The sequence below is a fragment of the Corallibacter sp. genome (assembly GCF_048381695.1).
GTDB lineage: Bacteria > Bacteroidota > Bacteroidia > Flavobacteriales > Flavobacteriaceae > Corallibacter > Corallibacter vietnamensis.
This window is the reverse complement of record NZ_JBLXHI010000008.1, coordinates 39,860-53,096: the sequence shown is the minus strand read 5'-3', so window position 1 is coordinate 53,096 and position 13,237 is coordinate 39,860. Positions and strand designations below refer to the sequence as shown.

The 13,237-nt window shown below is 34.0% G+C and carries 7 protein-coding genes; 2 read left to right on the top strand and 5 right to left on the bottom strand.

Annotated elements, in window-relative coordinates:
- Positions 1 to 148 precede the first annotated feature (148 nt).
- Positions 149 to 3,166 (top strand): protein translocase subunit SecDF, encoded by a 3,018-nt coding sequence (gene secDF, locus ACN5J3_RS11105; protein ID WP_418511793.1) that lies wholly within the window; start codon positions 149 to 151, stop codon positions 3,164 to 3,166.
- Between the two features lie 135 nt (positions 3,167 to 3,301).
- Here the strand turns inward: secDF and ACN5J3_RS11100 are convergent, their stop codons facing one another.
- The 5 genes from ACN5J3_RS11100 to folE all read right to left on the bottom strand — a co-directional run bounded on the left by ACN5J3_RS11100 (position 3,302) and on the right by folE (position 7,241).
- Positions 3,302 to 3,802: a DUF192 domain-containing protein gene (locus ACN5J3_RS11100; protein WP_418511792.1), complete on the bottom strand. Its 501-nt coding sequence runs from the start codon at positions 3,800 to 3,802 to the stop codon at positions 3,302 to 3,304.
- Position 3,803: 1 nt separating this feature from the next.
- Positions 3,804 to 4,730 carry a prolipoprotein diacylglyceryl transferase gene (lgt, locus tag ACN5J3_RS11095; RefSeq protein ID WP_344728480.1) on the bottom strand — a complete coding sequence of 309 codons (927 nt, stop codon included), beginning with the start codon at positions 4,728 to 4,730 and terminating at the stop codon, positions 3,804 to 3,806.
- Positions 4,731 to 4,803: 73 nt separating this feature from the next.
- Complete coding sequence (gene yidD, locus ACN5J3_RS11090) at positions 4,804 to 5,043, bottom strand: membrane protein insertion efficiency factor YidD (RefSeq protein ID WP_417289821.1); 240 nt, start codon at positions 5,041 to 5,043, stop codon at positions 4,804 to 4,806.
- 2 nt (positions 5,044 to 5,045) lie between these two features.
- Positions 5,046 to 6,527: a cysteine--tRNA ligase gene (gene cysS / locus ACN5J3_RS11085; RefSeq protein WP_418511791.1), complete on the bottom strand. Its 1,482-nt coding sequence runs from the start codon at positions 6,525 to 6,527 to the stop codon at positions 5,046 to 5,048.
- A 27-nt stretch (positions 6,528 to 6,554) separates the two neighbouring features.
- Positions 6,555 to 7,241 carry a GTP cyclohydrolase I FolE gene (gene folE, locus ACN5J3_RS11080; RefSeq protein WP_417289819.1) on the bottom strand — a complete coding sequence of 229 codons (687 nt, stop codon included), beginning with the start codon at positions 7,239 to 7,241 and terminating at the stop codon, positions 6,555 to 6,557.
- Positions 7,242 to 7,455: 214 nt separating this feature from the next.
- Here folE and ACN5J3_RS11075 point away from each other — a divergent pair, with 214 nt between their 5' ends.
- Positions 7,456 to 12,939: a T9SS type B sorting domain-containing protein gene (locus tag ACN5J3_RS11075; RefSeq protein WP_418511790.1), complete on the top strand. Its 5,484-nt coding sequence runs from the start codon at positions 7,456 to 7,458 to the stop codon at positions 12,937 to 12,939.
- The last annotated feature ends 298 nt before the right edge of the window (positions 12,940 to 13,237 follow it).

The following is a 13,237-nucleotide window of genomic DNA, read 5'->3' as shown; positions in this document are numbered from 1 at the left end:
TATAAATCAAAAAAACAGCTCTATTGAGCTGTTTTTTTGTTGCATATCTTTTAGAAACTACCAAAACCTTTTGCTAAATCAGTATAGAAAATATATATTTGCTCGTTTTTAAAAATATGAACAAATAAACTAATTAATTTAACACATAATGCAAAATAAAGGATTAGTAAAACTATTTGCAATTTTGTTTGGTTTGGTAAGTATTTATCAACTATCATTTACGTTTAAGGCAAATCAAATTGAAGATGAGGCAAAAGAAGTTGCTATAAGTAAAGTTTCTACAACTGATGAAAATTACATAGAAAAAAGAAGCGCTGCCGAAAGTGAATATTTAGAATCAATTTCTAACGATACAGTTTACAATATTGGTGTTGCTAAATATACTTATAACGAAGTTAAAGAAAACGCCATGAATCTAGGTCTTGACCTTAAAGGTGGTGTAAATGTTATTTTGCAAGTTTCTGTAAAAGACATATTAAAAGGTCTTGCAGCTTACAGTAAAAATCCAGTGTTTAACAAAGCATTAGACGACGCGTCTGAATTACAAAAAAATAGTCAGAATACATATTTAGAAGATTTCTTTGTTGCTTTTGATAAAATTAAAGGAGATACAAAATTAGCTTCTCCAGAGATTTTTGCAAACAGAGCTTTAAGTGATGAGATAACATTTGATATGTCTGATGATGAGGTGAAGCCTATCATAGCTAGAAAAATAGACGAATCTATTGTTTCTGCATTTGAGGTATTACGTAAACGTATTGATGAGTTTGGTGTAACATCTCCAAACATTCAGCGTTTAGGATCTTCAGGACGTATTTTAGTAGAATTACCAGGAGTTAAAGATGCAGAGCGTGCTACAAAATTATTACAAAGTACTGCTCAATTAGAATTCTGGTATGCTTACAAAGGTGAACAATTCTATAACTTTATTAATCAAGCAAACGAATTGCTAAAAGAGATTGTTGTTACAGAAGAGGATAAAACACAAGAAGTAGCTGAAGCTCCTCAAGATGCTGAAGAAGATAAAATTGCTGACTTATTAGGTGATGATCCAGATTCTACTGATGTAGCTCAAAATAATCCTTTAGCTAAATTGATACAAGGATTAGGTTACCAAGGCGGACCTATTATAGCTAGATTTGCTTCTGCAGATAAGCAAACAGTGCTTGACTACCTAAACATGCCTCAAGTGCGTGCATTATTACCAGCAGAACAACGTAACGTAAAGTTTGTTTTTGGTAAGCCAGAGAAAAACAGTGAGATAGTTGACCTTTATGCATTAGAAGGTAACAGAGATAATATTCCACCATTAAGCGGTGCTGTAATTACAGATGCTAGGCAAGAGTATGGCCCAACAGGAAAACCTATGGTAACCATGCAAATGAATGGAAAAGGAGCTAAAATCTGGGAAGAAATGACTGGTAAAGCTTTTGCAGAAGGAAGTGAGATAGCTATCGTACTTGATAATGTTGTTTATTCAGCACCTGGAGTAACTACTGGAGCAATCTCTGGTGGAAACTCTCAAATTTCTGGAAGTTTTACACTTAATGAAGCTACAGATTTAGCAAACGTATTAAGAGCTGGTAAATTACCTGCATCTGCAGATATTATTCAAAGTGACGTGATAGGACCATCATTAGGTCATGAAGCTATTCAAAGTGGTCAAATGTCATTTATAATAGCACTAGCACTTGTACTTTTATGGATGGTTTTTTATTACGGTAAAGCAGGTTTATTTGCTGATATCGCAATGTTATTAAACATATTATTAATCTTTGGTGTGTTATCAGGATTAGGAGCGGTATTAACACTTCCTGGTATTGCAGGTATTGTTCTTACTATAGGTATGTCGGTTGATGCAAACGTACTTATATTTGAAAGAATTAGAGAGGAACTAGATAAAGGGAAATCTCAAAAAGAAGCTATTCAAGATGGTTTCAGTAATGCGTTATCATCAATTCTTGATGCAAACATTACTACAGGTTTAACAGCATTAATCTTATTCATTTTTGGAACAGGTCCAATTAAAGGTTTTGCGACTACGTTATTAATTGGTATTGCTACATCATTATTTACAGCAATCTTTATCACTAGATTAATTGTAGATTGGTACGTAAATAGAGGAGGACAATTAACATTCTCTACAGGAATTACTAAAAACCTATTCAGAGGTATTAATATTAATTTCTTAAAGAAAAGAAAAACAGCTTACATATTCTCTGCTGTACTTATTGTTTTAAGTTTAGGATCATTATTTACTAACGGATTAGATGAAGGTGTAGATTTTGTTGGAGGTAGAACATACCAAGTGCGTTTCTCTGAAGATGTAAACGCATCTGAAGTAACAGCAACACTATCTGATGTGTTTGGTAGCGCTGATGCCAAGTTAATTGGTAACACAAACCGAGAACTTAAAATTACTACAAAATTTAAAGTTGATGAAACTAGCGCTGAAGTAGATGAAGAAATTAGACAAACATTATTCAACAGTTTACAGCCACAATTAAACATTAGCTACGAAGATTTTATAGCTAATGATGAAGGTAAACAAGTAGGTTTAATGAAATATTACAAGGTAAGTCCAACAATTGCTGATGATATTAAAAAAGAATCTTTCTGGGCAATTTTAGGATCACTTATAGTTGTATTCCTTTATATCTTATCACGTTTTAAAAGATGGCAATTCTCTCTTGGAGCTGTTGCGGCAGTTTTCCATGATGTTGTAATCGTGTTAGGAGTATTCTCATTAACATACAAGTTTATGCCTTTTACAATGGAGATTGATCAAGCGTTTATTGCTGCGATATTAACCGTTATTGGTTACTCATTAAATGATACCGTGGTTGTGTTTGATAGAATTCGTGAATTCTTCAATGAGCACACTGGTTGGGATTTTGATAAGGTTATAAATACATCTTTAAGTAGTACATTAAGTAGAACATTAAATACGTCTTTAACAACATTAGTTGTGTTACTAGCTATCTTCATTTTTGGTGGAGATTCTATTAGAGGCTTCATGTTTGCTTTAATTGTAGGTGTTATAATAGGTACTTATTCATCGTTATTTATAGCGACTCCTATTATGTATGACACTGTTAAAAAAGGTGATGCAAAAGACGCTTTAAAAAATAAAGCTAAAGAAGAAGAGGAAGAAGCTCAAGCTTAATTCTCTTATAACATACAATACATAAAAAAATCCCTTTCAAATATTTGAAAGGGATTTTTTATTGAGTGATTTTTATAATGTGTATAACACTTTAAACGGAATGTAGTTTAAGCATCATAATAGCTTTAAAAAGGCCTATTCTTTTGTTCTTGTAAATTGCATGTAGTCGCCAACTTCAAGTTGCCATTGGCGCGCTAAACCACCATTAACTTCTAGTACATATTTAGCAGCAGCTTGAGATGGTAAAGAGCTTTCATCTAAAGGTTTTGCATTTTCTTTAAAACTCACAATAGTATACTTGTCATCAAGATAAATAATATCTAAAGGAATTTTTGTGTTTTTCATATAAAAAGAACGAGGGCGCATATCAGGAAAAACAAATAGCATTCCGCGGTTGTCCTGCATAGAGTTTCTATTCATCATGCCTGTTTGTCGTTCGTAGTCAGAGTCAGCAATTTCAATATCTAATTGCTTTATAATAGAGTCTGTTTGCTTTTTTAATAAGGTTAATTCTCCCTCTTTCTTAAAAGTAGCTATAGTTTGTTTAATTTCTTTTTTTTCTTCCTTACAAGATACAATAGAGGCTGTTAGAGTAGATGCTGATAATAATAAAACACCAATTTTTTTAGAAATCATATTATTTTACAGTATTTTTAGGTTTGTAAGCAAGCATAAAATACAAGCCTAGTATTATAAAAGGAATGCTTAACCATTGTCCGGTATTTAAAAACCATGTTGCGCGTTCATCAACTTGAGCCTCTTTTACAAACTCAACAAAGAAACGTATGGTCCATAATAACACTAAAAACAAACCAAAAAGAAAGCCGGTTTGCTCGCTTTTTGTTGTTTTGGTATAAATATACCATAGTATCAAAAAGACAAATACATAGGCAAATGATTCGTAAAGTTGAGCAGGATGTCTGTAAGGTACAGCGTCTAATAAGTTTTGAAACTGCGGATTATTTGCTATGGCATTATAAGCTTCTTTAGGAGTTTGTAATCCTGTAAGTTGCATAGCTTCTCTCTTTGTGTATTCTTCTTGAATAAAACGGACACCTAATGGCGAATTAGTTACTTTTCCTATTATTTCAGAGTTTATAAAATTTCCTAGTCTAATAAAAATAGCGCCTGAAGCTACTGTAATTACAACACGGTCTAAAATCCACATAAGTGATTTATACTTGTATTTTCTTCGGTATAAATACATACCTATGATGATTCCTATGGCAGCACCATGACTGGCTAAACCTTGAAATCCTGTAAATTCAAATTCAGGTTTAAACCTAAAAGGTAAAAAGATGCTAAAGAAATCTTGAGTAATTAACTCTGATTGATAAAAGATAACATGTCCTAAACGAGCACCTAAAAGCGTTGCTATAACCGTATACAAAAACAATGGATCTAAATAATCTTGATTTACTTTTTCTCTTTTAAAAATCCATTTCATTATGTACCAACCTAATAAAAAGGCTATAATCCACATAACGCTATAAAAATGAAGTTTGAAATTTCCAATAATATCAATACCAGAAACAGGATTCCAGTCAAATTGTAATAACAACATATGTTTTTGTATTTATAAGTGTAAATATAGACAAATGAAAACGGACAGAAAAGGAATGCTAGGTAAGGAAATGTTATTTTTTATCTAATTTTTCAGGAACTGGGTCATAGCCAGAACCGCCCCAAGGATGGCAGCTAAAAATTCGTTTTAAAGCTAATTTACCGCCTTTGAAAAAACCATGTTTTTCTAAAGCTTCTTTAGTGTAATGAGAACAAGTAGGCTGGAACCTGCAAGTAGCTGGTGTAAGAGGAGAAATAGCAACTTGATATATTTTTATTAAAAACAAAAAAGGTGCTATTATTATTTTTTTCATGACTAGTTTGTCGTAAAAGTAGTTCCGTCTTTACCGTCGTTTAATTGAATCCCAGCTTCAGCTAAATCATCTCTAATTTTATCTGATGTAGCAAAGTCTTTGTTCAATCTAGCTTCTTGACGTAGTTGAATTAATAGCTCAACAGCACTAGAAAGCTTGTCTGTACCTGTTTCAGATTTAGAAACATTAACAAGGCCTAAAATGTCAAATACAAATGTTTGTATTGTAGCTTTCAGTGTTTCTAAATCACTTTCAGAGATGTTTGCTTTTGCTTCTTTTAGTTGGTTGATGTATTTAACAGCTTCAAATAAATTAGCAATTAGAATAGGTGAATTAAAATCATCATTCATTGCATCATAGCATTTTTGCTTCCATGCATCAATGTCTATATTAGAACTCGCTGAAGTTTTTATGTCGTCTAATGAATTTATTGCATCCATTAATCTGTAGAATCCTTTTTCACTAGCTAATAAACCATCGTTTGTGAAGTCTAAAATACTTCTGTAATGGGCTTGTAGCATAAAAAATCTAGCAACACTTGGAGAAAAAGCCTTGGTGATATGCGGGTTGTCTCCTGTGAAAATCTCTGTTGGTAAAATGAAGTTTCCAGTAGATTTGGCCATTTTCTTACCATTCATGATAAGCATATTGGCGTGCATCCAGTAATTAACAGGTGATTTTCCTTTTGATGCTTGGTTTTGAGCAATTTCGCATTCGTGATGCGGGAATTTTAAATCCATTCCGCCACCGTGAATATCAAATTGTTCTCCCAAATATTTTGTACTCATTGCAGTACATTCTAAATGCCAACCAGGAAATCCATCGCTCCAAGGAGATGGCCAACGCATAATGTGCGTAGGTTCGGCTTTTTTCCAAAGAGCAAAATCTTGAGGATTTTTTTTGTCGCTTTGTCCGTCAAGTTCACGTGTGTTGTGAATTAAATCTTCAAGTTTTCTACGACTCAAAATACCATATTCGTTGCTTTCATTGTATTTATGAACATCAAAATAAACAGAACCATTTACTTCGTAAGCAAATCCGTTGTCAATAATGGTTTTAATAAGTTCAATTTGTTCTATAATATGTCCAGTTGCTGTTGGCTCTATACTAGGTGGTAAGAAATTGAAAGTGTTTAAGATGTTGTGAAAATCTACAGTGTAGCGTTGCACAACTTCCATAGGTTCTATTTCTTCTAGACGTGCTTTTTTAGCAATACGGTCTTCACCAACGTCAGCATCATTTTCAAGATGTCCAGCATCAGTAATGTTTCTTACATAACGCACTTTATAGCCTAGATGTTTAAGGTATCTAAAAACCATATCAAAAGACATAAAAGTTCTTACATTACCTAAATGCACATTGCTGTAAACTGTTGGGCCGCATACATACATGCCAACATAGCCGTCATTAATAGGTGTAAAAAGTTCTTTTTCTCCAGTTAAGGAGTTATATATTTTTATCTCTTGATTGTTGAATAATTGCATGGTTAGGCTATAAAATCTTAAAATTTACTAAAATTGTGTGTCTAATTTTATGTAGTCTAAAAACTCTCTACGAGTTTCTTTTTCTTTGAATTTGCCACCAAATTCAGATGTTACTGTGCTGCTTTCAATATCTCTAATACCGCGAGAATTTACGCATAAATGTTTTGCATCTATAACACAAGCAACGTCTTCTGTTCCTAAAACATCTTGTAGTTCTTTTACAATCTGAATAGTTAAGCGTTCTTGCACTTGAGGGCGTTTTGCGTAATAATCTACAATACGATTCATTTTTGATAAACCTACAACACTACCATTAGATATATAAGCAACGTGAGCACGTCCTACAATAGGTAGTAAATGGTGTTCGCAAGTAGAATATACCGTAATATTTTTTTCTACAAGCATTTCACCATATTGGTATTTATTATCAAAAGTTGATGCTTTAGGTTTTTTATCTGGGTGTAAACCTCCAAAGATTTCATTTACAAACATTTTAGCAACTCTATTAGGAGTGCCTTTTAAACTATCGTCTGTTAAGTCTAAACCTAAAGTGTTCATAATATTAGTAACATCTTTTTTAATGCTTTCTATTTTTTCTTGATTAGATAAATCAAAAGCATCTTTACGTAAAGGCGTATCCTGACTAGTGCCTATGTGGTTGTCTCCAATAGGATCGTTATTTTCAATATTTTCTAAAGAATTGTCGATCTTCATTTATTTTAAAATGTCATGTTAAAAATAGTTTGCAAAGATAAGAAAATCCCTGTTTATAGGACTTTTATTAACACAGAATTAATTTCGTGTTAATTTTAACTTAAGTTTTGCTAAAAATTTCTTAATTTCCCCCATTATTTTTAATGATTAACCCTTGTTTAGCTCATACTAATTGTTTAGTTAAACAAAAACATTTACACATAAATTCATCCCTATGAAAAAGATAATTACGCTGTGCATTATTTTGTTTGTTAATTTTTCTTTTGCTCAACTCATCGCCATTGATGATGTAGTTATTGGAAGAGCAGATAACCCAAATGCAGCCACATCAAGTGGTGATCGTGTTTTTTTAAACGATTATTTTAATGGTACAGCTATTAATTTTGGAACTTATAGTAACTTTACAATAACAGAAACTATTCCTGATTCTAGCGGATTTACAACGCTTAATCCTTTGGGTTTTGTAAATATTGCAGCAAATACACCTCAAGGTATTTATTATATTACTTATGAAATTTGTGAAAATGCAAACCCAACAAATTGTGATACAGCAGAAGTTGAAATACGAGTTTTTCCTACAACCTCTAGTTCAGGTTCTGGTTCTGCAGAGATGAGTATTTCTGTAGATAGTGGCTCTATTTCGTGTGGTGGTAATGTGTGTATTACAACAGCACCTTGTGTAGATTTAAGTACAGGAACCATACCACCATTAACGCTTTCAGCAGATTATACAGAAGTAGGACACTCTACAGGTTATGATGTGCGTTCTATACCGTTTAATCCACCATTCTCATTTGGTGAAACAGCAACAGGAACTGCCTTAACCGCTGATGATGTTTGGAGTACGCCTATTAATTTTGCCTTTGATTTTGAATTTTATAATAATGACTACACACAATGTGCTTTATCAACAAATGGTGCAGTAGGTTTTAATTTATCAGATGCAGTAGGTGCTCATTATTGGACACCTGCAGCTGGAGCATTAATACCAAACAATACAGACGCAGCCTTAATGGATGGGAATATTTTTGGGGCAATTCATGATACAGACCCTAGTGCTTCGGGTACGTTAGGAGTTGATTACAATATTACTTATAGTGTAAAAGGTGAAGCACCATTTAGAGTATTTGTGTTTAGTTTTTTCAATGTAGCGCAATATAGTGCGGCTTGTAATAGTTTGAAAACAAATCAAATGATTATGTTTTATGAAACGACTAATATTATAGAAACATACATTTTTCAAAAACCTATATGTCCAGGTTGGGCTGGAGGCCGTGCGGCTATTGGTATTCAAAATGATGCTGGTACAGATGGCGTATCGCCTCCAGGAAGAAATACAGGTGTTTGGGATGTCTCACCAACAGGCCCTGAAGCGTGGCAGTTTTATCCAAATGGGGGTGCGCCAATTACGTCTTTTGAGTGGTTGGATGACACTGGAACAGTATTAGGAACTGATCCAAATGCTTTGGTAGTAACACCTAGCGAAACAACAACCTATATTGCACAAGTAACTTATACCGATGCATTAACAGGAGTAGAAAGAGTCGCTTACAGACCAATTACGGTTGTAGTACCGCCAACACCAGTAGTAACACTTTCAGATAGTCCAGATGTTTGTGGTAGTGGTGACGCTATATTCACAATTACAGGTTCTGAAAATGACGTGGTAGAATATAACGTTAATGGAGGTGCTACTCAAACAGTAACACTTGACGCTACAGGAGAGCATATTATTACTATTACAGGTGCTACATCAGATCAAACAGTTAATTTAGAATCAGTAGATAACTTGAACTCTGTTTGTGGAGGGCCTTTAGCAATTTCTGAAACAGTACAAGTGTTTACACAACCAAATGTTGATACGCCTTCTGATGTAACTGCATGTAACGATTATACTTTACCTGCTTTAACGGAAGGTGATTATTATACAGGTTCAGGCGGAACTGGAACCATGCTAAACGCTGGAGATGTTATTACAACAACACAAACTATTTATGTATATGCAGAATCAGGAACAACACCTAATTGTGTTGATGAGCATAGCTTTATTGTAACTATAGATTCATGTACACTATCAGTAACAGCAGTTGCTGATATGCCTTCAATTTGTAATGATGCAGGTGCCGATGTCACATTAACAGCTACTCCAAGTCCAGGCACTGCTGTAGGTGCGTATAGTTATAGTTGGACAGAGCAAGGTGATGCAACTGTTTTAGGAACAGCATCAACATTGGTTTTATCGCCACCACCGGCAGTAACAACAACGTATGAAGTTACTTTGACAGATAGTGGTTTAACAGCACCTAATGACACAGCAACAAATACGGTAACAGTAACAGTAAATAATACACCAACAGTAGACGCTCCAGGAGATGTTACAATGTGTGACACTTATACCTTACCAGCCTTAACAAGTGGTGATTATTACACAGGAGCCGGCGGAACAGGAACATTATTGGCAGCTGGAGACGATATTACGACAACACAGACTATTTATGTGTATGGAGAAACTGGAACAACACCTAATTGTTTTGACGAGAACAGTTTTGTTGTAACCATTAATGATACGCCAGTAGTAGATACACCATCAGATGAAACAATATGTGATAGTTACACATTACCAGCCTTAACAGCAGGAACATATTATGATGCCGCAGGCGGAACAGGAGCTGTGTTAAATGCAGGAGATACAATTTTAACGACACAAACAATATATATTTATGCAGAAACAGGAACAACACCAAACTGTACAGCAGAACATAGTTTTACAGTTACTGTAAATACAACACCAGTAGTTGATGCGCCAGTAGATGTTGAGATTTGTGATAGCTACACATTGCCAGCTTTAGGAAATGGTGATTATTATACAGGTTCAGGCGGAACAGGGACCATGTTAAATGCGGGAGACTCTGTAACAACAACGCAAACTATTTATGTATATGCTGATACAGGAACAACACCAAATTGTTTTGATGAAAATAGCTTTGTGGTAACTATAAATAACACACCGGTAGCTGATGCGCCTACAGATGTAATTGCATGTGATTCTTATGTCTTGCCTGCATTGACTGTAGGTAACTATTATACAGGTTCAGGCGGAACAGGGACCATGTTAAATGCAGGAGATTCTGTAACAACAACGCAAACTATTTATGTATATGCAGAAACAGGAACAACACCAAACTGTTCTGATGAAAATAGTTTTGAAGTTACTATTAACACGACGCCTTTAGCTGATGCACCTGCTGACGTAACAGAATGTGTGACCTATACTTTGCCTGCATTAATTAATGGTGCTTATTATACAGGAGCAGGCGGAACTGGAACTATGTTAAATGCGGGAGATTCTATTACTTCTACACAAACAATTTATGTGTACGCAGAATCAGGGACTACACCTAATTGTATAAATGAGAATAGCTTTATAGTTACTATAAATTCATTGCCTTCGGTTGTAGTGCCAACACCACTTGTTGTTTGTGATGATACTACAATTGATGGTGTAACTGAAATGGATTTAACTGTAAAGAATGACGAAATAACAGGAAGCAATGGTAACTACAGTGTTACATATTATGAGAGTTCTTTGGCTGCTCAAAATGGTACGCCTCAAGTAACTCCTTCTGATACCGCGTATATTGGTACTGATGGTGAAGTTGTTTACGTTAGAGTAGAAGATGTTAATACAGGATGTGTTAACTTTACAACATTAACATTAAATGTTACAAACGGACCAACAGTAGCGGCACCAGCTGATTTATATTATTGTGATCCTGATAATGATAATTTAGGTGTTTTCGATTTATCAGTAGTAAGAGATGATATTTTAGCGGTAGATCCGACATTAAATGTGTCTTTCCACTTAACGTATCAAAATGCAATTGATGGTGTGAATGCTCAAGGAGACACACTTTCAAATGTTGCAGGACAAACAGTTTATGTTAGAGTAGATTATGGAACAAATTCTAACTGTCCTACAGTAGTTTCTGTTAATTTAATTGTCAATCCAACACCTATTGTTCCATCAACTATTGATGATTATGCAATTTGTGACGATGATGATGATGGTATCGGATCATTTAATTTGACTACAATGAATGGTGATATTTTAGGTTCACAAAGCCCTAGTGACTTTACATTAACATATCATGAAACTTTGGCAGACGCTGAAGCAGAGCCTGCAGCAAACCCAATAACAGGATCTGATCTTACAAATTACCAATCAGGAAATACAACAATATATGTGCGTCTTGAAAATAATAATACACAATGTGTTACTGTAGGAGAGTTTAATTTAGTTGTTAATCCGTTACCTGTAATTCCAGTTGATGCAGAAGATGCAATTTTTGAAATTTGTGATGATAGTAATGATAATGATGGATATGCAATATTTGATTTAACAACTAGAAATAGTGGTTTAACAGGAGGAAATGCATCATATGTGGTTGACTATTATGAGACAATGGCAGATATACCAAATAATCCAATACCTAATTATTCAGCTTATGCTAATACATCTGTAGGAGGATTACCTCATAACCCACAAACAATTTTTGCAACAGTAACAGAAACAACAAGCGGTAGTAATTGTTATGCTTTAACAACAGTAACACTTGTAGTAAATACGTTACCAACACCTAATGATGCGTTACCAGATTTAGTAGCTTGTGATGATAATAATCCTGGGGATATGCAGGAAGAATTCGTTTTAGATCAAAATGAGGCATTAATGTTAAATGATTTTGATGAAACAGTAACATATCACGAGTCGTTAACAGAAGCAGAATTGGGAGACAATGAAATTACAAATCTAGGAAACTACATAAATACAAGTGCTATACAAACTATTTATGTTAGAGTAACAGATACAGGAGATCCAAATGATGCTAATGATGATGGAACAGGTTGTTATACAATTGTAACGTTTGATTTAATAGTAAATCCATTACCAGAGTTTATACCTGATAATCCTTATATTATCTGTGTAGATACAAATGGAACAGAAGTTATAGGTTTACCAACAATAGATACAGGATTAAATCCTTTAGACTATACTTTTGAATGGTTAGATGAAAATGGTGTTATTGTTAGTATTGATTCAAGTTATACACCAAATTTAGCAGGTCTTTACACTGTAGAGATTACAAATTCGGCTACAGGATGTTCTAATATATTCACGGCTGAAGCTGTAGAAAGTGCTCCACCTGTTTTATCGGCTGAAGTGTCAACACAGGCATTTTCTGATCCTAATGTTATTGTAGCTACAGTTACAGGAACAGGAGATTATGAGTTTAGTATAGATAACGGTCCGTGGTTAGGTGATGGTTCAAATTCATATACTTTTACTGATGTTAGATTTGGAGAGCACCTAATTATGGCAAGAGATGCTAATGGATGTGGAATTTCTAAAGATACAGTATTTGTTCTAGATTACCCATTATTTTTCACGCCAAATAACGATGGAGACAATGATACATGGCAAATATCTGGAATTGATAATCAGCCTGATGCCAAAATATATATCTTTGACAGATATGGTAAACTTTTAAAACAGTTAAACCCTACAGGATTAGGATGGGATGGAACATTAAATGGAAAACCTTTACCATCTAGTGACTATTGGTTTACTATAGAATATAGAGAGCCATCTGATGATAGTAGAAAACAATTTCAAGCTCACTTCACTTTAAAACGATAAGAGAAGTAATAGTTGAAAAACTAATAAAATAGTAAAAGCCCAAACATTAATTGTTTGGGCTTTTTGTTTTTTCTCATAGTCTCTTATTGTGTGTTTAAGAATATGTTTAGTCAATCAATTAAAGCAATGCTATTTAAATGCGTATAAAATGAGTTGATAAGGTTTGTTACTAAATGACTGGTTTGTGTTTAGTGAATAGAGGTAAAGGGTATTTTGTAAAAGTAAAAAGGCTCTAAAATTACTTTTAGAGCCTTTTAAAGTGAGTTTTCATTAATTATAGCTATTACATAGTTAATTA

Excerpts from the sequence above, each read along its gene's own strand:
- secDF (WP_418511793.1), top strand. The coding sequence starts at position 149 with ATGCAAAATAAAGGATTAGTAAAACTATTTGCAATTTTGTTTGGTTTG.
- ACN5J3_RS11100 (WP_418511792.1), bottom strand. The coding sequence starts at position 3,802 with ATGATTTCTAAAAAAATTGGTGTTTTATTATTATCAGCATCTACTCTA.
- lgt (WP_344728480.1), bottom strand. The coding sequence starts at position 4,730 with ATGTTGTTATTACAATTTGACTGGAATCCTGTTTCTGGTATTGATATT.
- yidD (WP_417289821.1), bottom strand. The coding sequence starts at position 5,043 with ATGAAAAAAATAATAATAGCACCTTTTTTGTTTTTAATAAAAATATAT.
- cysS (WP_418511791.1), bottom strand. The coding sequence starts at position 6,527 with ATGCAATTATTCAACAATCAAGAGATAAAAATATATAACTCCTTAACT.
- folE (WP_417289819.1), bottom strand. The coding sequence starts at position 7,241 with ATGAAGATCGACAATTCTTTAGAAAATATTGAAAATAACGATCCTATT.
- ACN5J3_RS11075 (WP_418511790.1), top strand. The coding sequence starts at position 7,456 with ATGAAAAAGATAATTACGCTGTGCATTATTTTGTTTGTTAATTTTTCT.